Source organism: Streptomyces albireticuli (assembly GCF_021228125.1).
Classification (GTDB): Bacteria; Actinomycetota; Actinomycetes; order Streptomycetales; family Streptomycetaceae; genus Streptomyces; species Streptomyces albireticuli.
In genome coordinates, this window is the sequence record NZ_JAJQQS010000029.1 from 23851 (window position 1) to 45392 (window position 21542).

Below are 21542 nucleotides of genomic sequence, written 5' to 3' on the forward strand. Positions count from 1 at the left end.
GCCGGGCCCGGAACCCGGGTGCCGCGGGCCCCCGGCCCGGCGGGTTTCCGGGGGGGCGCCGGGGCAGTACGACGGGTTCCGCGGGGGCAGCGCCCCTGCCCGCCGATTGCCCCCGTCGTCCTTCGTGCGACGGGACCGGCCGTCCTACGTTCAGGTGGTGACCACATCTGCCGAACTCGAAATCCCGGCCGTGAGGGTGTCTCCGGGAGGAGAGGCGACCACGAGCCTGACCGTCCGCAACGGCGGCGACATCGTCGAGGCGTACTCCTTGGAGGTGGTCGGTGACTGTGCCGCGTGGACCACCGTCGAACCGGCGCGTGTCTCGCTGTACCCCGGGACCTCCGAGACGGTGACGGTGCGCCTCGCCCCGCCGCGGTCGCCGGAGGTCCGCGCCGGGCAGATGCCGCTGGGCATCCGTGTCCTGCCCGCCGAGCACCCCGAAGCGGTGTCGGTACCGGAGACCACGGTGCACGTCGAGGCGTTCCACGAGCTGCGGGCGGAGCTGGAACCGCACCGCCGGCGCGGCTGGCTGGGCGCGCGGTACCGGACCGCGGTGCGGAACCTGGGGAACACATCTGTCGACGTCGCCCTCGGCGGCAGACAGGACGGGGAGGAACTGCGCTTCGGCTTCGCCCCGGATCGGCCGGCCCTCGAACCCGGTGAGTCCGTCGAGGTGGGCCTGCGGGTACGGGTCCACCGGCTCACCTGGTTCGGCCCGCCGGTGACCTGGCCGTTCGAGCTCGATGTCACAGAGGCCGGAACCAAGGCCGGAACCGAGGCCGGAACCGAGGTCCCCGGCGGCCCCGTCAGCCCCGTCAGCCCCGTCAGCCCTGTCGGTCCTGTCGGTCCTGTCGGCCCTGTCGGCCCCGTGCCGGCGGAACGGCGCGAGGCGTTGCGGGGAGAGTTCGTACAGCTGTCGGTGCTGCCGAAGTGGCTGCTGGCCGTGCTCGCGGCGCTGCTGGCCCTGCTCCTCGCCTGGTTCACGCTGGTCCGGCCCGCGGTGCGGAGCGCAGCCGAAGAGGCCGCGGACAAGGCCGTCCGGAACAGCCCGGCCACCGGTGGCGAGGGGAAGCAGGGCGGCGGCTCCGGGACGGCCTCGGGTGGGAAGGACAAGCCGGGGTCGCCCGCCACGGGCGGCACGGACACCGGAGCGGGTACGGGCACGGGCGCAGGCCCCGGTGCCGGGAGCGGAGGCGGGGGCGGCGGGGCGGACACGGTGCCGGGCAGCGGGCGGCAGAGCTCGGCGACGATCGACGTCCAGACGGACGGCGGCGCCGAGAAGGTGGGGACGTACCGCGTGCCGGCCGGAAAGGTCCTCGGCATCACCGATGTCGTCGTGGCCAACTTCCAGGGCGACGAGGGCGTGCTGACCATCACCTTCGGCGACCGCAAGATCACTACGATCGCGCTGGAGACCTTCCGCAATCAGGACTACCACTGGGTCACCCCCCTCGGAGTGCCCGAGAACGCCACCGTCACCGCGGCCGTGACCTGCGCGAAGCCCGGCACCCCAGCCACCGGGCAGCAGGCATCCGGGTGCCACGAGGTACTCAACGTCAGTGGAGTGATGAGCGATCTCAAGCCGTGAACCGGAGACACGTGGGAGAACATGGTGATCCCGTGACCGGGCCGGGAACCAGAGCCCCGGCCCGGTTCGTCTCAAAGGGGCCGCGACAACGTGGCGGGGCGCTCGTTCCCGTCGCGGTGAAGCGGGCACGCCCGTCGGACGCCCTGCCCGAACGGGCATGAAGGCAGGCCCAGTTCAGGGCGGACATCGGCGCGTTTCCCGGACGAGTCCGCGTCCTCAACGGTCACGGAGGCGGTCCGCGGGTTCGCCGCCGGAATCCCCGTACGCGCGATCGAGGGCAGACCGGTTCCGGCCAGCCTCCCCCGGAGTCCCCGAACCCCCGATAGAAAGGACCCGAAGCCCGAACGGGCGTACGCACACGACAGGTCGAGCACGACCGACACCGGCCCGACCGCCGCGTCGACGGCGGGAGCGGGCCGGGTACAGGGGTGTGAGGTGGAGGCCGAGGAACGAAGGCGCCGCATCGTGGAGACGGCCCGCCGGGCCGGAGAGGTGAACGTGGCCAAGCTCGCCGCGGATATGGGAGTGGCGAAGGAGACCGTACGGCGGGACCTGCGGGTCCTGGAGGACCACGGCCTGGTGCGGCGTACGCACGGTGGCGCGTACCCGGTGGAGAGCGCGGGTTACGAGTCCACCCTCGCGTTCCGCACCACGATGCACGTGGCGGAGAAGGCACGGATCGCGGCGTGCGCGGCGGCGCTGCTCAGCGACGCCGAGACCGTGTTCATCGACGAGGGGTACACACCTCAGCTGATCGCGGCCGCGCTCCCCCGTGAGCGACCGCTCACCGTCGTGACGGCCTCCCTGGCCACCGCCGCGCTGCTGGCCGCCCGCGACAACGTCACGGTGATGCTCCTGGGCGGCCGGGTGCGTGGCGCGACCATGGCGACGGTCGACCACTGGGCGGCCCGCATGCTGGCGGGGCTGGTGATCGATCTGGCGTACATCGGTGCCAATGGCATCTCCCGCGAGTACGGGCTGACGACGCCCGATCCGGCGGTGGGCGAGGTCAAGCGTCAGGCGGTGCGGGTGTCGCGGCGACGGGTGTTCTCCGGGGTGTACACGAAGTTCGGGGCGGTGAGCTTCTGCCGCTTCGCAGAGCCGACCGCGTTCGAGACGATCGTCACGGACACACGGCTGACGCAGAGCGAGGCGCACCGCTACTCGCTCCTGGGGCCGCAGGTTCTGCGCGTGTGACGTCGCCGCCCGCCGGCGGAGACCGATAGGCCGACCCCGGCCCGGAGGACTACCGGCCGGCCGCGTCGAACAGCAGCTTCGCGGCCACCGACGCCCCGTCGGCGCGTACCGCTCCGGCCACGGCCTTCGCCCGTGCGCGGGTCTCGGGGGTCAGAGCCGTCCGGAGGGCGGCCGACAGGGACTCGGAGGTCGGAGTCGGGCCGTCATGTGCCGCACCGATGCCGAGATCGGCCACCCGGGCGGCCCAGTACGGCTGGTCCGTCGCCTGTGGCACCACGACCTGAGGTGTGCCCGCCCGGGTGGCCGTCGTCGTGGTGCCCGCGCCGCCGTGGTGCACGACGGCCGCCACTTTCCCGAAGAGGGCCTGGTGGTTGGCCTCGCCGACGGCGAAGCAGTCGGCGTGCCCGTCGATCAGGGTCAGGTCGGCCCAGCCGCGCCCGACGAGGGCGCGGCGGCCCTGCGCGCGGATCGCTTCGATCGCCACCCTGGCGGCGTCCTCCGACGTCCCCATGGGCATGCTGCCGAAGCCCACGTACACCGGCGGCTCTCCGGCTTCCAGGAACTCCACCAGCTCGGCGGGGAGCGGGCGTTCGTCCGGCAGGGTCCACGCGCCGGTCTGTACGACGTCGAGCTCCGGCGTCTCCCGCCACGGGTCCAGGGCCGGGTCCGTGGCCAGCCAGGGCCGGTCGCCGATGACGTAGGCGCGGACGTCGTCCACCGGGGGCAGGCCGGCCGACGCCCGGTTGGTGTTGAGCGCCTCGCCGAAGAGCGCGTTGTTGCTCCGGGCGTCCAGGTCCCACAGCACCCGGTTGTCGGTCACCTCCGGCGGGAACGGCCGGCCCGGGTAGGCCAGCGGCGCGCGGTGCGGCGCCGGCAGGGTGAGCTGCTGGAAGGTCACGGACACGGAGCGGACGCCCAGTTTCTCGGCCACCGACAGCGCGCCGGCCGCGGCCGGCATCATGCCGGTCGCCACCAGCACGTCACATCCTTCGGCCGCGGCGGTGACCGTGTCGAACTGCTCGGCGATCAGCTCGGCCGCGCGCCGGGGCAGTGACGAGGGCGCCGCCCCGGCCTTCGTCAGCGCCCGCGCCGACGGGCCGACCGGTACCAGCGGCACACGCGCACCGGCCAGCCGCCGCGCGAAATCCTCGTCCGGCGGGGCACAGACCCGCACCTCCGCGCCGAGTTCCCGCAGCCGCACCGCGAGTGCCACCAGTGGTTCGACGTCCCCGCGCGATCCATACGTCGACAACAGCGCACGCATTTCGTGACCCCATTTCCATGGTTTCCGGCTTCGGTGGGCGATTCTGCGGCACGGCAGGGGCCTTGCCGCAAGCCCCTTGGTGCGCTATATCTTGAAAATGGAAAGGAGTGGGTAGTCCTCCTTGCTTTCACGCCGCCACCGATCGCCGGTCTCCGCGGAACCGCACCGATCGAAAGATCCGGCGAGACTACCGTCATGGATCTTCTCTCCCTGCGATATTTCCAGGCCGTGGCCCGTCATCAGCACATCAGCCGGGCCGCGGAGGAACTCCGGGTCGCTCAGCCGTCGGTGAGCCGGACCATCATCCGGCTGGAGTCAGAACTGGGTATTCCGCTGTTCGACCGCCAGGGTCGGCGCATACGGCTCAACGAGCACGGCGCGGCCTTCCTGCGCCGGGTCGAGCGGGCGCTGGCCGAGCTCGACGACGCCCGTCGGGAGATGGCCGACGCCGCCGGTGACGGCCCGGGGCGGGTGGCCGTAGCGGCGGAGACGCTGCTCCAGCTGGCCGGGGTGCTGCCCGCGTTCCGGGAGCGCCGTCCCGGGGTGGAGGTGCGCCTGTTCCAGGCTCCCCTGGAGTCGATGCGGCGTCATCTGCGGTCCGCCGAAGTGGACTTCGCACTGGCCTCCCAGCCGTTGGCCGGCCCCGAACTGTGTTCGGTGGAGCTGGCCCGGGAGGAGGTACTGCTGGCCGTGCCGCCCGGGCATCCGCTGGCCGGCCGGGAGCGCGTCACGGTGGCCGAGCTGGCCGGTGAGGAGTTCGTCAGCACGCGTGCCGGTCACTGGCAACGTTCGCTGCTGGAGCGCCTGTTCGCCCGCGAGGGGCTCGCGCCGAGGGTGGTCTGCGAGGGCGACGAGGCCGCCGCCACCCCCGAGCTGATAGGCGCCGGGCTGGGCATCGGCCTGATGCCGGCCGTCGCACGGCTGACCCTGGGTGAGCGCAGCCCGGTGACCTGGCTGCGGCTGGACGCCGCGGACTGTCACCGGACGCTGACCCTGGTGTGGCGCAAGGGTGCCCACCTCTCCCCCGCCGCCCTGGAATTCCGTCGGCTGGCCATGGAACGGATCATGCCCGTGGAGGCATGAGCACATGGCGGAACAGGTCGTGGAAGGCATGAGCGGGCTTCACTACCGTCGGAGGGGCCCACCGGCTTCCGACGAAGGAGAACAGCGATGAGCCAGCAAGGCGCCACCGAGGACGGCGGTTTCAGCGGCTACGTGGAGGCCGTCCTCGCCGTGCTGTCCGCCGAGCCGCGGCGTGCGGTCGTCACCACCGCCGAGGGGCTGGTGATCAGCGGTGAGGAGCTCCGGGACCGGATCTACCGGCTCGCCGGTGAGCTGGCCGAGCGAGGGGTGACCCGCGGCACCACCGTCACCCTGCTCACCGGCAACACCGCCGAAGCCCTCGTCGCCCGCTACGCCGCCAACCTGGCCGGGGCCCGGGTGGTCAGCCTCTACGACGGCACGAGCCCGTCGACCATGAAGCTCATCATGGAGAGCGTGGACTGCTCCCTCCTCCTGGTGGACGACCGGCGGCACACCACCGCCGAGGAGTTGCTGCGGCTCGCCGACGTTCCCCCGGCGCTCTCGCTCGGACCGAGCGGCTTCGCCGATGACGTGCTGGCGGCGGCCGCGCGGCGCCCGGCGCGGCCGATGGGCGGCCTGGTGGGTCCCGACGACGACTGGTGCGTCCGGCACACCGGCGGGACCACCGGGATCCCCAAGGGCATCCGGATGACCCATGGCGCGTACCGGCGGGGCCTGGAGCACCGGCTCACCGACGCCGGCGAGCCGCCCCGCTACCTGGCCTGCACCTCCCTCGCCCACCTGGCCGGGATCTTCACCGACATGACGCTCTACCAGGGTGGCTCGGTGGTCCTGCTGCACGGCTTCGAGCCCGGCGACGTGCTGGCCGCGATCGAGCGCGAGCGCGTCACCCACACCTGGCTGCTGCCCCCGCTGCTCTACCAGTTGCTGGACCACCCGGACCTGCCCGGCACCGATCTGTCCAGCCTGGGCCGGGTCACCTACGGCGGCACCGCGGCGTCACCGGCCAGGCTGCGGCAGGCGGTCAAGGCCCTGGGCCCCGTGCTCTACGGCTGGTACGGGCAGGCCGAGGCGCAGTCCATCACCGAGGCGGGCCCCGGGGAGCAGGAGCTGACCGGTGTCGGCGGGCACCTGACGGTCGGCCGGGCCCTGCCCGGTGTGGAGATCGCGATCCGGGACGCCGACGGCACCACCCTGCCGGCCGGGGAGCGGGGCGAGGTGCAGGTGCGCTCGCCCTACATGATGCAGGGCTACTGGAAGCGGCCGGAGCTGACCGCCGAGGTGCTGCGGGACGGCTGGGTGCACACCGGTGACGTCGGCTACCTCGACGAGGACGGCTACCTCTACATCGTGGACCGGATCAAGGAGATGATCGTGGTCGTCGGGGGCCACGTCTACCCGGCCGAGCTGGAAGACCTGCTGCTGAGCCATCCCGCGGTAGCCCAGTGCGTGGTCTTCGGCAGCCGGGACCAGGAGTCGGTGGAGCATGTCCACGCGGCCGTGGTTCCGGCACCCGGACAGCAGCCCTCGCTGAAGGAGATCCGGGACTTCGTCACCGCCCGCAAGGGCCGCCTCTACGCTCCCGAGGCCCTGCACCTGCTGCCTGCCCTCCCCTTGACGGCGGCGGGCAAGCCGGACAGGCGACTGCTTCGCTCCCGGCTGACCGTCTGAGGTGCAGCGTCGTCCCGTCGTCCCCGTGGCTCTCTCCACAAGCTCTACGGGTCGCGATCGCCCGGCCCGCTCAGGTTGAGTTCGTACGCCAGCAGTGCCGCCTGCGTGCGGTTGTCGACGTCGAGCTTGGTGAGGGCGCGGGAGACGTACGTCTTGACGGTGGACGGGCTCATGTACAGCTTTTCGGCGATCTCGGCGTTGCTCATGCCCTCGCCGAGGCAGGCGAAGACCTCCCGTTCGCGGGTGCTGAGCCTGGCGACCAGGGCGCGGGTCTCGGTCGCGCGCCGGGGCACGGACGTCCCGCGGGCGAGGAGTTGCCGGGTGACGGTGGGGGACAGCACCGTGCCGCCCGCGGCGACCGTGCACACCGCGTGGATGAGCTGTTCCGGGTTGAGCTGTTTCAGCAGGAAGCCCGAGGCCCCCGCGTGCAGCGCGGCGGTGATGTTCTCGTCCATGCCGAACGTGGTCAGGACGAGCACCTTGGGCGGATCGGGCCGCTGGAGGAGCCGGCGCGTGGCGGCCAGGCCGTCGCAGCCCGGCATCTCGATGTCCATCAGGACCACGTCGGGCCGGCACCGGCGGACCTGGTCGACGGCCTCGACGCCGTCCCGGGCCTCCGCCGTGACCGTGATCTGCGGGGACGCCTCCACGATGGCGCGGATGCCGGCGCGGACCAGGGTGTCGTCGTCGGCTATCAGGACGCGGATCACACGATCTCCTCGGCGGGGGACGCGGGGCGGGTGGTGTCGTCGCCGTGCAGCGGCAGCCGGGCTCGCAGGACGAATCCCCCGCCGGGCGCGGGGGCCGCCGTCAGGGTGCCGCCCGAGGCCCGGACCTCCTCGCGGAGCCAGGCCAGGCCGTGGCCGGTGCCCGGCAGCGGGTCGCCGTCCGGCGGGGGCGTCTCGTTGGCCACGGTGACGACCAGTGCGGTGCCGGTCTGGTGGATCCGGATGTCGACGGCGGCGCCGCCGGCGTGGCGCGCGGCGTTGCTGAGCCCTTCGGTGACGACCTTGTGGGCGAGGTCCTGGGCGGCCGGGCCGGGAGGGACCGGGGCGATGTGGATGTCGACGGTGATCGGGTGGCCGCCGTCGCGGTAGCGGCCGATCACGGGGGCGAGGTCCGCCAGGGTGTGCCGGCGTCCGGCCGGAGGTACGTCGCCGGGGTCGGGCGCCTTCGCGAGCGTGACGATCTCGCGCAGGGCGTGGACGGCGTCGCGCCCCGCGTCGGAGATGACCCGGCACCCGTCCTTGACGGGTGCCGAGGCGTCCGCGCGGACCTCGATGGCGCCGGCCTGGAGCACCATGAGCGTGATCTGGCGCCCGACCCCGTCGTGGATGTCCCGTACGAGCCGTTCGCGCTGGCGCAGGGCGGCTTCGCGGAGCCGGCCCTCCTGGAGGAGGGCTTCCCTGGCCTGCCGTTCGGCGGTGAGCTCCGCCATCTTCCTGTTCGCCTTGGCCAGGCAGCCCATGAGCACCGGTACGAGCACGATGACTGCGGCGCCGGAGAACGTGGCCTCCGGGTGCGGGGCGTGCGCGATGAGCGCCTCCGGCGTCGCGAGCGCGAAGACCAGGGAGACGAGCACCAGGGTGGCGGCCAGTACGGAGTGGCCCTTGCGGACCGCGGTGTAGCAGGCCACCGTGGTGCTCAGCAGATGGCCGGTGATCATCACTCCGGCGGCGGAGAGCACGCTGTAGGGCAGGAGGAGGCGTTCGCGCCACACCGTGGTCACCGCGATGGCGAGGGACACCAGCAGGCCCGCGGTCCGGCTCGGGACGAGCCCGGCGTCCGGGACGACCAGCGCGATGTCGACGAGCGGGATGCCGTAGGCCACGGCCAGGACGGTGTTCTTCCACCGGCTGTCGCACAGCGCGGTGTACCACTCCATGTCCGTGCACCCCTCAGATGATCACACTATGTCCGGATGGGTGGTGAAGTCTATCCTCCGGCCACCCTCCGGACAGTGCCGCCGGCCTGCCGGGCGCTGCCCCGCTCAGGGCTTCCGCTGGTCCCGTACGAGCTCCTGGAAGATCCGCTCCCGGTCGCGCTCCGGGTCGCGGAAGACCTCCTTCGCCGGGAAGTACTTCTGCTGCATCTTCCGCAGTTCTTCCCCGGACAAGGTGGTTCCGGGCGCCCGGGACAGGGCCTCGCGCACCTCGGCGAGCTTGCCGTCCGTCATGCTCTTCCAGCGCGCCTGGCGGCGGTTGAGCTCCCGCTGGTCCCACACCCTGGCTCCGCCGGCGCGGAACTCGTCGTCGGAGATCTTGCCGATCAGCTTGTCCAGATACGGCTTCGCGCTCTTGTCGACGAAGTGGCCGTTGAAGGTGTCGAAGCCGCTCTTGCCGTCCTTGCCCGGCTTGAGCACCGAGGCGAAGGCCCCGGTGGCGACCTTGACGATCTCCTGGGCGTAGAGCTCGGTGCGGGCGTCCTGCTGTTCCCACATCTTCGCGTCGATCTTCTTCTTCAGCGCGGACTCGTGTGTGCTGATACGCCGCTTCTCCTCGTCGGATCCGGCGCGGGCCCGGGACTGCTCGGCGATTCGGGCGACGGCCGCCTTCTTGGCCTTGGCCCACTTGCCGAGGGTGACCACGTCGGACGTCAGTACACGGTTGAACTTCTCGTTGAGCTGGGGGAAGAGCTCCTGGAGGGCCTGGCCCTCGAGGCGGTCGCGCCACTGCGTGTCACGGTGTGCCACCAGGTCCTTGACGGCGTCGTCCCACTGGCCGCGGTCGTGGGCGAGCTGCTTCTGCTCCGCGATCCACCCGGCGACCTCGCCGTACACGAGCTGCGCCAGCTGCTCGGCCAGCAGGGCGGGCTCGAGGAGCGGTGTGAGCTCCGGCTGGGCGACCATGGCGACCTGAAGGCCCTCGGCGACCGAGTCGAAGGCGAGGTTGCCGTAGTCCCCGGCCTTGACGTCCTCGGCGACGGCGTAGCCGGTGGCGGCGATCCCCGCGTACGGCAGGATCTTGACGCCGAGCTCGCCGGCCCGGCCGACCTGGCGGCCGACCTTGGCGAGCAGGCCGGTGTCGGTGGTGAGCCCGTGCACGGCTTTCAGGTCTCGGCCCAGGGCTTCGGTGACCTGGGTGGAGAACGACTCGAAGTCCTTCGCGCCGAGCTCGGCGGCCGCGGCGTCGTTGAGGACCTTGTTGGTCTCGCGCAGCGGTGACATCAACGCCTTGGGGTTCTTCTCGAACTCCTCCAGAGAGGTGACGTACTCGACGTCGGCGCCCTGGGCACGCAGGCGCTCCTGGTGGGTACGGGCGACCTTGGCGTCGTCGGCGGCCACGGCGCACGCGTCCGCCGACCGCTTCGCCCTGCCCGACGCGGCGCCGGTGCCGCACACGCCGTTGCCGTCGGGCCAGCCCTTTCCGGCGAGCCACTGGCTCATGCCGGGGTGGGAGGGGTCGTCGACCCCCACGATGAACAGGTACTTCCGGGGAATGTCCCCCTTGTACGCCCAGGCGCCGTTGGTCGACGCGCCGCCGAGCGGGCCGCCGCCGTGGTCCCCCTTGAGGGTGCCGCTGAGGAAGTTGCCGTCCTTCTTCAGCGCGTCCCACCGGATCTTGACCCGGACGGCGTCGCCGTTGCCCTCGATGGCGTTGCCGCCCTCGATGCCCTTCTTCGTGGAGTCCCACATGAAGACGTGCTCGTGGTGCCCGTGCTTCGCGTACCCGGAGCCCATCTTCCGCAGTTCGGCCTCCACGTCCTTCCCTTCGGTGAGCCAGCGGCTCTTCGAGGTCTGGAGGCCGTTCTTGTTCAGGGACGCGCGCAGTTCGTCGGGGTTCGCTTCTCCCCGGGGTCGTTTGTCGACCACGATATGGGTGTATTCATCGGCGTGCGTCTGCGGTGCGGCGGCCGCACTGCCCGGCTTTTCGGGCGGGGCGGCCAGAGCGGTGGATTCACCGGTGACGGCGAACACCACGGCCGCTGCCATGACGGTCGTGATGACGCGGGGTATGACGCCGGGTATGACGCGCTGCCGTCCTGCATTTCTCATTTTTTGCCTCTGCCGTAGCCGTGCGAGAATTTCGATCCGGTGTCCGGATTTTTTCAATTCCCACGGCGGTGAATCGTCACCCGAACGGCTATTCAGCTTCCTCCCCGGTCCACACGACCCCCTCCGATGGGAGGGGGTCGGCCTCCTTCCCCGGGCGGGGTACCGAGGGCACCGCGTGACACGGTCACGGTGGTCAAGAGCATGCCGAGGGTCGGCATTGCCGCACTTCTCCGCGCGGCACGGCCGGCCTACGGGCCCCCTCCCGGAAGTGGCGCAAAAATACCGCACACAAAGCGTCTCATGTGTGAATCTTTCCCGATAATCCCCCTCAAGATCCGCTTGCAGGGTCCGCAACCCCTGAGCCCGCTTCTCGGCTGACCTGGCAATTCCCCTGGCATACGACAGACTCGCCGTAGCTATTTTCGGGACAGGAAATGCGCACGAGAACCAGGGCTAGCAGATTTCACCCCACTTAACAAGACCGCCCATATAGTTGCACCGCGCACGCGAATCGCCTTACTGTTCCAAGTCCCCGATATGGGAGAGGAGGAAGAAGCATGCAGAAGATCGAAATCCGTCCGGTGACCACGGGCAGCAACAAGGTTCTGCACGACCCGACCCGTTGAGCCTGGTAAGGATGTAACTATGGGTGGCGCCGACAGAAATCCCGCGCGGCGCCGCCCATAGCCCGGCCCGGAGACGTCTAGGAGAGAAATGGAACTGCGCCGGCCTCGGTCCCTGGTCGCCTACTGGCACGACGGAGGGCTCGCGATCCAGGATTATCTGACCCAAAAGCCAGAGGGAGCGGACCGGATACCGGCGACCAGGGTGAACGGCGCGGCCGTCGAGGTCCTCACCCTCTTCGACGACTGGGCCGACCCGGAGGACGTCGCACACCTCCTGGAGGGCTACGGCCGCGAGGACGTACTCGGTGCGGTCAAGGAGTTACACGCGAGCGGGCTCCTGCAGACCCGCGAGCAGGCGGAGCGCGACGAGACGCTGGAGCGGCACTGGAAGAACTGGGGCCCCGAGGCGCGCCTCTTCCTTTTCGGCACGAAGGACGTCACCTACCTCGCGGAAGAGGCATCCGACATTTCCCACCGGGAAGCCGAGAAGAACAGAATACTTGAATCGGGCCCGCGTCCCGAGATATTCTCCCGCCATCCGGGCGCGCCCGTACTCCGCCTTCCGCAGGCATACCTCCCCCTGCGCCGGGAATACGAAGACACGATCACTTCACGCCGCACCCATCGGGAATTCCTTACCGACCCGGTTCCGTTGCGCACCTTCTCCACGGTTCTCCACTTCACCTTCGGTCCGATGTTTTTCGCCGATGGCGAGGGGTTCGGGACACTCATGATGCGCACAAGTCCTTGCGCCGGCTCCCGGCACGAGAACGAGTGCTATGTGGCGGTCCTCAACGTCGAAGGAATCCAGCCCGGCCTCTACCACTACTCCCCGTCCGACCATTCCCTGGCCGCTCTGCGTGAGGAAGTCACTCGTGAGACCGTCCAGAGGCTCGCCTTCGGGCAGCACATGGTCGGTGCCGCCGGGTTCGTGTGCTTCCTGACCGCGAAGATCGAACGCGCGGCGTACAAGTACCGTCAGGGCCGCATCCTCCGGGCCTTGTTCCTCAACGCGGGCCACCTCGGGCAGACCTTCCTGCTCACCGCAACGGCAGCCGGGCTCGGCCCCTTCCAGACCGACGCCTTCAGGGACAGCGAGATCGAGGAGTTCCTGGGTATCGACGGGATCTCCGAGACCGTGCTCTACATACTGGGAGCCGGAGTTCCGGCCGGGCGGACCGACGGCCTTCCGCCGCAGATCCCGATCGCGTCGGTGCCTACGCCCGCCCGGGAGGCGGACTCATGACCAAGAGCGATGTCCTCTCCTCCTGTGTCGCGTTGCCCCACCAGGATTTCTTCGCGCGGTTCTTCGGCACGGCCCCCTTGCACACGACCGCCGAGGAACTGGGACAGCACGCCGAAGTGCCGATGACCGCACAGGAAGTGGAGGAGGCACTGGCCTCTTCCGGTCTGCGGACCCGGTCACTGCGAGTCGTCCGGAACGACGCATATCTTCCCGAGGAGAACTACGGCCGTCCGGCACCCGGTGACACGCCCGGCTCCCCGCCCTACGTCGACCCCGACAAGGTCCGGCAGGCCGTACGCGGAGGGTACTCGCTCATCCTGCGTTCGGTGCACCGCTACTCGCCCCGGGCGGGCTCCTTCGCGCGGCGGCTCGCGGGACGGCTCGGCCACCCCGTGACCATGAACGTGTTCGTCACACCCCCGGACAGTCAGGCGGTGAACACCCACTTCGACTACGACGACGTGTTCATCTTTCAGATGTCAGGGGAAAAACTCTGGAAGATCTGGGATCCGCCGATCCTCAGCCCGCTGCCGAGTCAGGCGTGGACGAAGTTCCAGGACCAGCAACGCACGGAGATCCTCGAATCACTGGGGGCTCCGTATGAGTTGACCCTCCACAAAGGCGACGTACTCTACATACCGCGAGGGTTTCTGCACGGAGCGGAGGCCGTCGATCACACCTCTGTCCATCTGACCGCGGCCATGGCTCCGATCACCAGGATCGATGTGCTCCGTCAGTTGCTCGACGTCATGGCCGCCGAGGACGAATGGCTTCGCGAAGCCGTACCCGTAGCCGGCCTCACGGGGAGCGACGCTCGGGAGATTTTCGCGGAGCTGGCCCGGCGTACGTCGTTCGACGCCCCGGCGGCCGAGGCCCGATGGAAGCTGCGGCAGCTCGCGTGGGCGGATCTCCCGCCACGCCCGCTGACCGTTCTGCCGGGAGACGAGCACGTACCGACCGCCCGCCCCGGGGAGGTCAGGTACCGGTTACGCGAAGGCCTGATATTCGACCTCCTGCCCCAGGGAAACGACGTCTGCCTACGGACTCCCGAAACGGAGATCGGCATTCCCGGCGGGTTCGCCCCCATGCTGGACCGCGTTCTGGGCGGTGCCGACTTCACCACCGCGGGCCTCGTCGCGACCGGCTCCGAAACGAAGACCGAGGACGCGGAGGCCCTTGTGCAGGCCCTGGAGGAATGCGGCGTGCTGGTAACGGTGCGGTGACAGCGGCGAGGGGCCGGCTCACCGGCCTTCTGCCACCCTCCGGTCCGGCCCGTATCTTCTCCTACGCGGTGCTGATCGACAGTCTCGGCACCGGCCTGTACGTCGTGCTAGCCCCGCTCTACCTCACATCCCGGATCGGCCTCTCCGCGGGGGACGTGGGTGTCGGACTCGGGATCGCCGGGCTCGTCGGCTTGCTCTCCGCGGTTCCCGTGGGGAAGTTGGCGGACCGCCGGGGCTCCCGCAAGACGCTTCTGCTCATGTACGGGGTGCAGGCCGTCAGCGCCGGGGCCGTTCCCTTCGTGGCAAGCCTGGCGGCCTTCACCGTCATCGCCTGCGTCGGGGCGCTGGCCGCCCAGGGAGCCCGCTCGGCACAAGGAGCGCTGATCGCCGAGATCGGGGGCGAGCAGCGCGTCCGGTACCGGTCGCAGCTGACCGCCTTGTCGAACGCGGCGGTCGCCATCGGCTCGGCGCTCGCTGGACTGGTGATCAACGCGGACAGCAGGGCCGCGTTCGTCATGGCCCTGCTGGTGAACGCCTTGAGCTTCGCCGCCGCGGCGGGCGTCCAGCTGCTCACGGCCCCCGGCACCCCCGAGCGGCGGGCCGCCGCGGGCGGACGAGGGATCGAGAACACCGCTCGTCCGGTCCTGCGGGACTTCCCGTACATCGCGCTCACCATGGTGCACGGGGTACTGTCCGTCAGCCTCCAGGTGATCTCCCTCGGGCTGCCCTTGTGGATCTACCGCACCGGCGCCGGCCCCGCCTGGCTGGCGTCCGTGATCCTCACACTGAACACCGTGGTGATCGTCCTTTTCCAGGTCCGCGTGTCACGGAGCGCCTCCTCCCTCAGCACCGCGGGCCGCCTGCTGCGCCACGCCGGGCTACTGTTCCTCCTCGGATGCTCCCTGCCCGCCCTCACCTCCCGTGGGCGCTTCGACGCCGCTCTGCTCCTCGCTGCCGCCCTCGTGGTCACCGTGGGCGAATTACTGGCAACAGCCGGGGGGTTCGAGGTGTCCATGACCCTCGCTCCGGAAGGGTGTCAAGGCCAGTACCAAGGATTCTTCAACCTGGGGTACGGCGCCTCCAAGGCTCTCGGACCCGTTCTCGTGACCTTCCTCTGCATCGACCACGGGCCGGCCGGATGGGCCGTACTCGGCGTCGCGCTCTGCTCCCCGGCACTCGCCGCGCCGGCACTCGTACGCCGGGCGGAACGGGCGCGGGTCACTCCCCGCCGGGAGAGCTCGGATCCTCCATGCGGGAGAGCCAGGTCGTGAGCAGCGTTTCGAGCGTCTCGGCCTCGGTGGACGCCAGGAGGTCCAGCAGCCGGCGTTCGTTGCGCATGTGGTCGGTGAACGCCTCGTCGATCAGCCGGCGCCCGGGTTCGGTGAGGGCGACGATCCGGCCGCGCTGATCGTCCCGGGAACGGCGGCGGGTGACGAGGCCGGCCCGCTCCAGGCGATCGATCCTCTTCGTCATCGCGCCGGTGGTGACCATGGTGTGCGCGGCGAGCTCGCCGGGCGCCCGCTCGTAGGGCTCGCCCGCGCGGCGCAGGGCGCACAGGACGTCGAACTCCCCCTCGCTGAGGCCGTAGCGGCGGTACACGAGGCAGAGCTCCTCGGTGAGCCGGTCCGCCAGGCGGTGCAGCCGGCCGATCACACCTTGCGGGCCGACGTCGAGGTCGGGCCGCTCCCGGTGCCAGTCGGCCTGGATGCGGGCCACACGGTCCAGCGGCTGCTTTTCTTCCATGGTCACCATGTTAGCTTCCATGGAAGTTATATTACCTTCCATGGAAGCTAATGCGCGTTGGGTGCTGCTGACCGCCGTCGCACCGGTGGCGTGGGGGACCAACTACTTCGTCACGCACGAGTTCCTCCCCGCGGACCGTCCGCTGTACGGAGCCGCTCTGCGCGCGCTCCCCGCCGGCCTCGCCCTGCTGGCCCTGTGCAGGCGGCGGCCGCGTGGCGCGTGGTGGTGGCGGTCCGCGGTGCTGGGACTGCTCAACGTGAGCGTGTTCTTCGTCCTCGTCTACGTCGCCTCCCAGCTGCTGCCGACGAGCGTCGCCGCGACCGTCATGGCCCTGTCCCCGCTGACGATGATGCTCATAGCCTGGCCGCTGGTGTCCGAGCGCCCCCGGACCGCCCACCTGGCCGGCGCCGCGATCGGGCTCGCCGGGGTGTGTCTGATGCTGCTCACAGGAGCGGAGAGGGTGAGCGTCCGGGGAGTCCTCGCCTCGGCCGCCGCCATGCTCGTCTCGTCCTTCGGTCACATCCTGGCCAAGCGGTGGAGCACCTGGAGCACCGACACCGACGTGCTCGCCTCGACCGCCTGGCAGCTCACCGCGGGAAGCCTGTTCCTGCTCCCGGCCGCCGCGGTCGTGGAAGGCCCTCCCCCCGCACTCTCCGCGTCGGCGCTCCTCGCCTTCGGCTACGTCGCCCTGGTCGCCACCGCGCTGGCCTTCGCCGCCTGGTTCACGGGTCTGCGGCGTCTGCCCGCGGGAACGGTCGGCCTGATCGGACTGCTGAATCCCGTGACGGGCGTGCTGCTCGGCACAGTGGTCGCCGCCGAAGTACTGACCGGTCGGCAACTGTGCGGACTCGCCCTGGTCCTGGCCGGAGTCGCCCTCGGCCGTCCCCTCCGCGCGGGCCGGCGCGGCGGTCTCCGGGCATCCGCACGCCCCGTCTCCGACGGAAGCCCCGCGGCGGCCCTCACTCCTGACGGACGACGCAGAGGCCCCAGATCACGAAGGCGCACAGAGCCATGACCACGATCGACCACAGCGGGTAGTAGGGGATGAACAGGAAGTTGGAGATCAGGAGCAGCGCCGCGATGGCGATGCCCAGCACCCTGGCCCAGGTCGAGACCTTGAACAGGCCGACGCCCACCATGATGGCCGCGATCCCGAGGAAGAGGTGCACCCAGCCCCAGCCCGCCAGGCTGAACTTGTAGACGTAGTCGGGCGCGCTGACGTACACCGTGTCGTTGACGATCGCGGAGACACCCCGGAACACGTCCAGGAATCCCGCGATGAGCAGCATCACCGCCGCGAACACCGTCAGCCCGGCGGCTGCCGTCTGGGCGTGTTCGCTCTGGTGGTCGAGCATGGAGGACATGGTTCCGCTCCTTTGCCTGCTCGTCGGGGAGGGGGGCGGTCGGGGCCCCGGTGCGCTGCCACCGCGCCGCAGGCGAAGCGCCGCTCCGGCTCCGCGGAGCCGCGCCCTGCGTCCTGCGCCCTGCGTCCTGGCCACGTCAGCGGACTCCGGCCCCTCGTCTCCATCTTCGCCCTCCGCGACCGGTGATCGCACACGGACCCGTCCCGGGGCGAGCGGGGCGACAGGCGACCCCGCTCGCCCCGGGACGGACCCGCCAAGAGATCATGGGCGGATGCCGCCGACCGCATCATCAGCCCGTGACCTGCAAAACCTCGCCGCGCTCTGGAGCATCGGCGGAGTCCGCGCCGTCGAAGTCGTCGACGCCGCCTGCGACGCGCTCGTAGCCGGACTCGACAGCCCCACCTTGAGGACCCTGGCCGCCTGCACGCGAGCCGAGGCGGATCGCGACGTGCCCGAGCTCGTTCCTGAAGCTCTCGACGAGCTGGGGCTCGACTTCCACCCGTACGGCAGCGATGCCGGCAGGGAAGCCGCCGCACGCGCGCTCGCGGGCCGGATGCTGGCCGGCGGGATATCGCCCCGGGAGCTCGCTTTCCGCATTCATCAGTTGTTCGGCCATGGGCTGCCCCTGGCCGAACCCCTCGCCGACCTCGACGACGTGTACGACAGCCTCGGCTGCACCGACAGAACAGTCGAAGAGGTCGACGCCGAGGTCGTGGCCGAAGCCCGCCGCCTCGCGGACCACCCGTGAGTTCACGGTCCCGCGCGGGATGACGGGCCCCGGCCTCAGTCTCCCGGGCACCCTGCCGGCAGCAGCGGCAGGACGTCGGCCCGTACCCGGGCGGGTGAGCCGAGTACGCGTGATTCGACCGTCGCGCGGCGGTAGAACAGCTGGGCGTCGCTGGCTTCCGTCATGCCGTGGGCGCCGTGCAGATGGAGTACGTCACGCCCGGTGTCGCGGGCCAGTTCGGCGGCCATGGCGAGGGCCTGGCCTGCGGTCAGGCGGTGGTCGCGGGCGGTGTCGGCCTCCCAGGCGGCCTGCCGGGTGAGGAGGTGGGCGGCGTCCACGCGGGTGGCCAGGCGGGCCAGCAGGAAGGCCGGGGCCTGCTGTCGTGCCAGAGCGGCGCCGAACTGCCGGCGCTCCTTGAGGCGGTCGGTGCCGAGCCGCAGGGCGGCCCGGGCGAGGCCGACGAGGTAAGCGGCCTGGAGGGTACGGGCGGACGCGATCAGCTCGTGCCAGGTGCTTTCCGCGTCGTCCTCCGGGGTGAGCCAGAGAGTGACCGGCGCGTCCGTGAGCCGCACGGCGTACAGCTCGCCCCGGCCCAGCTCCTCGTGTCTGCACAGGTGGACGCCGGGCCGGTCGCGCCGTACCAGTGCCGTGCGGTGGGCGCCGTCGGCGGTCAGGCCCGGGATCAGCAGCCAGTCGGCCTCGGCCGCGAAGGCGACGAAGCGCCGCTCGGCGCTGACGGTGCCCCCCGCCGCACCCACCGTGAGGGGGGTGTCGTACGGGCGGACGCCCCCGTCGCGCACGGCGGCGGCCACGGACGCGCCCGCGGCGATCTCTTTGAGGAATCGGTCGCGTTCCGGGCCCGGCGTACAGCGCAGCAGCGCCTCCGAGGTGAGCACCGTGTCCAGCAGCGGCCCCTGGTAGAGGACCTCGCCGAGCCGTTCGGCCAGTACGGCGAGGGCGCGCAGACCGCGGCGGGCGCCCGGGGCGGGCGACTGGTTGAGGCCCAGGGCGCCCATCCCGGTCAGCGCCTGCCAGACCAGGGCACGGATCTCGGTGTCGTCGGGACCGGCGCCGTGGCGCGGGCGGTCGGCCATCCGGCGGATGAGCGGGGCGATCTCGTCGCCCAGGGTCTCGGTGACGAGCCGGCGCAGTTCCTCGTGCTCCGCGTCGAGTGTGACGTCCATGACGGTCCGGTCTCTCCGGTTCTCTCGGTGGCTCGGGCTTCTCTCGTGGCTCGGGGTCTCTTGGTGGCTCGAGGTCTCTTGGTGGCTTGGGCTCTGTCCGGTGCGCGAGGCCCGCGAAGGCTCTCGCCCGCTCAGGCGAGCAGTCCCAGACCGGCGGAGGCGATGACGGTCAGCATGACCTCGGACGTCCCCGAGGCCAGGGTGAGGCCGGGCGCCTCCCGGCAGGCCGCCTCCAGGACGCCGTGACCCAGGCTCTCCTCGTCGTCCCCGGCCAGCAGGGCGTCGAGGCCCACCGTCTCGGACGCGGCGAGTGCGACCTCGCGGCCCGTCTCGCCCGCCCAGTACTTGGCCATCGCCGACCGCACCTCGTCGCTCCGCCCGGCGTGGATGTCGTCCACGCACCGCCAGGCCAGCAGCCGGGCCGCGCGTACCTCGGCGTCGAGGGCCACCAGCCGGCCGGCCTCGGCGGGGGAAAGCCCGGCGGTGCCGGTCCGTTCCAGGGCGGCGTCGAGCCAGCGGCGCGCCTTGGCCTGGAACTCGATGCCGGTGCGCTCCAGGCCGAGCACCTCGCCGATGATCCGCCAGCCGTCGTCGACGATGCCGAGCACGTCCTCCGCAGTGACGCGGATGCCGGAGAACGTCACCTCGTTGAACCGCTCGTCGCCGATGTTCCACAGCGGTTCCACGCCGACGCCCGGGGTGCGCAGGGGCACCAGGAAGACGGTGATCCCGTGGAAGCGGACCTCCGACTCGGTCGTGCGGGCGGCGCACAGCGCGAAGTCCGCCAGCTGGGTCTTGGCGCTGTAGACCTTGCGGCCCGAGAGCCGCCAGCCGTCGCCGTCGCGTTCGGCGCGGGTCCTCAGGGCGCTGAGGTCGGACCCGGCCTCGGGTTCGCTGAACAGCACCCCGGCGACGCTCTCGCCGCGCGCGATCGGCGGCAGCAGCCGTTCCTTCTGCCGGTCGGTGCCGAACAGCAACAAAGCCAGGCCGACGATGTCGACGCTCAGGGTGTGCGCGATGTCGGGCACACCGTGCGCGATCAGCTCCTCCGTGAGAATCGCCTTCTCGGCGATGCCGCGCCCGCTACCGCCGTACTCCCGGGGCCAGTTCGGCGCCAGCAGCCCGCGCTCCCCCAGCTTCCGGTAGACGTCGAGGAGGCCGCCCTCGGTGCCGGGGCGGGTACGGATCGCGGCGGTCTCGGCGCGCACCTCGTCGGTGCCGAGCAGCGCGCGCACCTCGTCGCGGTAGGCCCGTTGCTCAGGCGTCGGTGCCAGGTCCACCGGTGACACCCCCTTCCTGCCTCTCGTGCTCCTCGTGCGCCCGCCGCATACCGGCGGCGAGGACGTCGACCAGGTGATCGGGGGCGCCGAGGAACGCGTAGTGCTCCCCCTGGAGGACCGTCGACCGGAAGCGGCCGGGCTCCGCGTACTTCTCCCAGCCGCCCATCTGGTCCGGTCTGATCTCCCGGTCGGCGTCCCAGCCGATGGTGTGCAGCACGGAGGGCAGCCGGACCGGCTCGGCCAGGTGGTAGGCACGGTTGGCGTCCACGTCGGCCCGCAGCACCCCAAGGCTCATGTCGATCAGTCCGGGGTGCGGTGTGCCTCCCATCGCCCGGGTCAGCTCGCCCAGCTCGACGGCCAGCTCGCCGTCCGTCATGCCGAGGAACCGGCCGAAGGGGCCGTCGTGCGGGGCGACCTGCGAGGAGACGAAGAGCGCGGACGGGGTCGGCAGCCCCGCGCGCAGGAGGTGGAGGGCGGTGGCGAAGCCGGGCAGGGCGCCGCCGCAGTGCCCGAAGAAGCCGAACGGCCGGTCCAGGTAGGGCAGCAGCGCCTCCGCGAGCGGCCCGGCGAGCTGCTCGTACGTGACGTAGTGCGGGTCGCGCAGGCGGTTCTCCCGGCCCGGCAGCTGGATGAGGCACACCTCGGCGGGGCCGATGTGCTTGGGCCACCGGTTGTACATCGACGCCCCGACACCGGAGTACGGGAAGCAGAAGAGCCGGGTGGGCGCGTCTCCCTTGGGTTTGCGCAGCAGCCAGCGCTGCGGGCGCGGTGCAGGAGCCATGCGGGAAGTCACCTCTGGAGGGAAGCGGCGAAGGCGGTGCCCGCCATGCCGGCGGTGAGGGTGGTGCCGTCGGCGGGGTCGATGAGGAGGAAGGCGCCGGTGCGGCGCGAGCGGTCGTACGGGTCGAGGGCGAGGGGTTCGGCGGTGCGGAGGGTGACCCGGCCGATGTCGTTGGCGGTCAGTTCTCCGGGGTGGGGGTGGTGGGAGAGGTCGTCGAGGGTGAGCCGGGAGGGGATGGTCTTGACGATGGCTTTGACGGTGCGGGTGGTGTGCTTGAGCAGGACGCGGTCACCCACGCGCAGGGGCCGGTCGGTGACGTGGCAGACGGTGGCCTCGATGTCCTGGGTGGGTACGGGAGCGGTGGCGGCCGGGGCGATGAGGTCGCCGCGCGAGATGTCGAGGTCGTCGGTGAGCCGGAGGGTGACCGACTGGGGCGCGAAGGCCGTGTCGACGGCGGTGCCCAGGGCGTCGATCGCGCTGATCGTGCTGGTGCGGCCGGAGGGCAGGACGGTGACGTGGTCGCCGACCCGGAAGGTGCCGGAGGCGATCTGGCCGGCGTAGCCGCGGTAGTCGGGGTGGGTGGGGGTCTGGGGGCGGATGACGTACTGGA

General features: G+C 71.1%; 19 protein-coding genes. 9 read left to right on the forward strand and 10 right to left on the reverse strand.

Annotation, left to right across the window (positions count from 1 at the left end; genetic code table 11):
• Nucleotides 1–157: 157 nt before the first annotated feature.
• Both LUZ64_RS34350 and LUZ64_RS34355 read left to right on the forward strand, forming a co-directional pair.
• Nucleotides 158–1588 (forward strand): COG1470 family protein, encoded by a 1431-nt coding sequence (locus tag LUZ64_RS34350; RefSeq protein WP_170116753.1) that lies wholly within the window; start codon nucleotides 158–160, stop codon nucleotides 1586–1588.
• 435 nt (nucleotides 1589–2023) lie between these two features.
• A complete protein-coding gene (locus LUZ64_RS34355) occupies nucleotides 2024–2785 on the forward strand; it encodes a DeoR/GlpR family DNA-binding transcription regulator (RefSeq protein ID WP_095581673.1) in 762 nt (253 codons plus the stop codon).
• Between the two features lie 49 nt (nucleotides 2786–2834).
• Here the strand turns inward: LUZ64_RS34355 and LUZ64_RS34360 are convergent, their stop codons facing one another.
• On the reverse strand, nucleotides 2835–4049 hold the full coding sequence (locus LUZ64_RS34360) for a glycosyltransferase (protein ID WP_095581672.1): 1215 nt from the start codon (nucleotides 4047–4049) through the stop codon (nucleotides 2835–2837).
• 195 nt (nucleotides 4050–4244) lie between these two features.
• On the opposite strand from LUZ64_RS34360, the gene LUZ64_RS34365 reads away from it, so the two are divergent.
• Nucleotides 4245–5132, forward strand: coding sequence for a LysR family transcriptional regulator (locus LUZ64_RS34365; protein WP_095581671.1), 888 nt, complete (start codon nucleotides 4245–4247; stop codon nucleotides 5130–5132).
• An 87-nt stretch (nucleotides 5133–5219) separates the two neighbouring features.
• The gene (locus LUZ64_RS34370) at nucleotides 5220–6764 is read left to right on the forward strand and encodes an AMP-binding protein (protein ID WP_095581670.1); all 1545 of its coding nucleotides are present in this window, start codon (nucleotides 5220–5222) and stop codon (nucleotides 6762–6764) included.
• Between the two features lie 44 nt (nucleotides 6765–6808).
• On the opposite strand, the gene LUZ64_RS34375 is transcribed toward LUZ64_RS34370, so the two are convergent.
• The 3 genes from LUZ64_RS34375 to LUZ64_RS34385 all read right to left on the reverse strand — a co-directional run bounded on the left by LUZ64_RS34375 (nucleotide 6809) and on the right by LUZ64_RS34385 (nucleotide 10695).
• Nucleotides 6809–7474, reverse strand: a complete 666-nt coding sequence (locus tag LUZ64_RS34375; RefSeq protein ID WP_095581677.1) for a response regulator transcription factor — start codon at nucleotides 7472–7474, stop codon at nucleotides 6809–6811.
• Nucleotides 7471–8649 (reverse strand): sensor histidine kinase, encoded by a 1179-nt coding sequence (locus tag LUZ64_RS34380; protein WP_095581669.1) that lies wholly within the window; start codon nucleotides 8647–8649, stop codon nucleotides 7471–7473. Before LUZ64_RS34380 ends, LUZ64_RS34375 begins: the two co-directional genes overlap by 4 nt.
• 105 nt (nucleotides 8650–8754) lie before the next feature.
• Nucleotides 8755–10695 carry a hypothetical protein gene (locus tag LUZ64_RS34385; RefSeq protein WP_095581668.1) on the reverse strand — a complete coding sequence of 647 codons (1941 nt, stop codon included), beginning with the start codon at nucleotides 10693–10695 and terminating at the stop codon, nucleotides 8755–8757.
• A gap of 777 nt (nucleotides 10696–11472) precedes the next feature.
• Here LUZ64_RS34385 and LUZ64_RS34390 point away from each other — a divergent pair.
• The 3 genes from LUZ64_RS34390 (at nucleotide 11473) to LUZ64_RS34400 (ending at nucleotide 15124) form a co-directional block, all read left to right on the forward strand.
• Nucleotides 11473–12630, forward strand: coding sequence for a SagB/ThcOx family dehydrogenase (locus LUZ64_RS34390; RefSeq protein ID WP_095581667.1), 1158 nt, complete (start codon nucleotides 11473–11475; stop codon nucleotides 12628–12630).
• 77 nt (nucleotides 12631–12707) lie between these two features.
• Nucleotides 12708–13853 carry a JmjC domain-containing protein gene (locus LUZ64_RS34395; RefSeq protein ID WP_170116757.1) on the forward strand — a complete coding sequence of 382 codons (1146 nt, stop codon included), beginning with the start codon at nucleotides 12708–12710 and terminating at the stop codon, nucleotides 13851–13853.
• Nucleotides 13850–15124 (forward strand): MFS transporter, encoded by a 1275-nt coding sequence (locus tag LUZ64_RS34400; RefSeq protein WP_170116756.1) that lies wholly within the window; start codon nucleotides 13850–13852, stop codon nucleotides 15122–15124. The genes LUZ64_RS34395 and LUZ64_RS34400 overlap by 4 nt, the downstream gene beginning before the upstream one ends.
• Here the strand turns inward: LUZ64_RS34400 and LUZ64_RS34405 are convergent.
• On the reverse strand, nucleotides 15072–15596 hold the full coding sequence (locus tag LUZ64_RS34405; RefSeq protein WP_095581675.1) for a MarR family winged helix-turn-helix transcriptional regulator: 525 nt from the start codon (nucleotides 15594–15596) through the stop codon (nucleotides 15072–15074). The genes LUZ64_RS34400 and LUZ64_RS34405 overlap by 53 nt on opposite strands.
• A 40-nt stretch (nucleotides 15597–15636) precedes the next feature.
• Here LUZ64_RS34405 and LUZ64_RS34410 point away from each other — a divergent pair, with 40 nt between their 5' ends.
• Nucleotides 15637–16611 carry an EamA family transporter gene (locus tag LUZ64_RS34410; RefSeq protein WP_170116755.1) on the forward strand — a complete coding sequence of 325 codons (975 nt, stop codon included), beginning with the start codon at nucleotides 15637–15639 and terminating at the stop codon, nucleotides 16609–16611.
• Here LUZ64_RS34410 and LUZ64_RS34415 read toward each other — a convergent pair.
• Nucleotides 16556–16960, reverse strand: a complete 405-nt coding sequence (locus tag LUZ64_RS34415; protein ID WP_095581664.1) for a DUF7144 family membrane protein — start codon at nucleotides 16958–16960, stop codon at nucleotides 16556–16558. The two genes, LUZ64_RS34410 and LUZ64_RS34415, sit on opposite strands and share 56 nt — an antisense overlap.
• Before the next feature lie 271 nt (nucleotides 16961–17231).
• On the opposite strand from LUZ64_RS34415, the gene LUZ64_RS34420 reads away from it, so the two are divergent.
• Nucleotides 17232–17708, forward strand: a complete 477-nt coding sequence (locus LUZ64_RS34420) for a hypothetical protein (protein ID WP_095581663.1) — start codon at nucleotides 17232–17234, stop codon at nucleotides 17706–17708.
• Between the two features lie 35 nt (nucleotides 17709–17743).
• Here the strand turns inward: LUZ64_RS34420 and LUZ64_RS34425 are convergent, their stop codons facing one another.
• The 4 genes from LUZ64_RS34425 to LUZ64_RS34440 all read right to left on the reverse strand — a co-directional run.
• Entirely contained in the window at nucleotides 17744–18871 is a 1128-nt protein-coding gene (locus tag LUZ64_RS34425; protein WP_095581662.1) for an acyl-CoA dehydrogenase family protein, read from the reverse strand.
• Between the two features lie 131 nt (nucleotides 18872–19002).
• Entirely contained in the window at nucleotides 19003–20151 is a 1149-nt protein-coding gene (locus LUZ64_RS34430) for an acyl-CoA dehydrogenase family protein (RefSeq protein WP_170116754.1), read from the reverse strand.
• Nucleotides 20129–20932 carry a thioesterase II family protein gene (locus LUZ64_RS34435; RefSeq protein ID WP_095581660.1) on the reverse strand — a complete coding sequence of 268 codons (804 nt, stop codon included), beginning with the start codon at nucleotides 20930–20932 and terminating at the stop codon, nucleotides 20129–20131. The genes LUZ64_RS34430 and LUZ64_RS34435 overlap by 23 nt, the downstream gene beginning before the upstream one ends.
• A gap of 8 nt (nucleotides 20933–20940) precedes the next feature.
• The coding region (locus LUZ64_RS34440) for an elongation factor 1-alpha C-terminal domain-related protein (RefSeq protein ID WP_443729037.1) at nucleotides 20941–21542 on the reverse strand (602 nt) is incomplete at its 5' end.

What these genes read in the sequence shown, in the direction of transcription:
- LUZ64_RS34360 (WP_095581672.1), bottom strand. Translation starts at nt 4,049, where the DNA reads ATGCGTGCGCTGTTGTCGACGTATGGATCGCGCGGGGACGTCGAACCA.
- LUZ64_RS34365 (WP_095581671.1), top strand. Translation starts at nt 4,245, where the DNA reads ATGGATCTTCTCTCCCTGCGATATTTCCAGGCCGTGGCCCGTCATCAG.
- LUZ64_RS34370 (WP_095581670.1), top strand. Translation starts at nt 5,220, where the DNA reads ATGAGCCAGCAAGGCGCCACCGAGGACGGCGGTTTCAGCGGCTACGTG.
- LUZ64_RS34380 (WP_095581669.1), bottom strand. Translation starts at nt 8,649, where the DNA reads ATGGAGTGGTACACCGCGCTGTGCGACAGCCGGTGGAAGAACACCGTC.
- LUZ64_RS34385 (WP_095581668.1), bottom strand. Translation starts at nt 10,695, where the DNA reads ATGGCAGCGGCCGTGGTGTTCGCCGTCACCGGTGAATCCACCGCTCTG.
- LUZ64_RS34390 (WP_095581667.1), top strand. Translation starts at nt 11,473, where the DNA reads ATGGAACTGCGCCGGCCTCGGTCCCTGGTCGCCTACTGGCACGACGGA.
- LUZ64_RS34405 (WP_095581675.1), bottom strand. Translation starts at nt 15,596, where the DNA reads ATGGAAGAAAAGCAGCCGCTGGACCGTGTGGCCCGCATCCAGGCCGAC.
- LUZ64_RS34410 (WP_170116755.1), top strand. Translation starts at nt 15,637, where the DNA reads ATGGAAGCTAATGCGCGTTGGGTGCTGCTGACCGCCGTCGCACCGGTG.
- LUZ64_RS34415 (WP_095581664.1), bottom strand. Translation starts at nt 16,960, where the DNA reads ATGTCCTCCATGCTCGACCACCAGAGCGAACACGCCCAGACGGCAGCC.
- LUZ64_RS34420 (WP_095581663.1), top strand. Translation starts at nt 17,232, where the DNA reads ATGCCGCCGACCGCATCATCAGCCCGTGACCTGCAAAACCTCGCCGCG.
- LUZ64_RS34425 (WP_095581662.1), bottom strand. Translation starts at nt 18,871, where the DNA reads ATGGACGTCACACTCGACGCGGAGCACGAGGAACTGCGCCGGCTCGTC.
- LUZ64_RS34435 (WP_095581660.1), bottom strand. Translation starts at nt 20,932, where the DNA reads ATGGCTCCTGCACCGCGCCCGCAGCGCTGGCTGCTGCGCAAACCCAAG.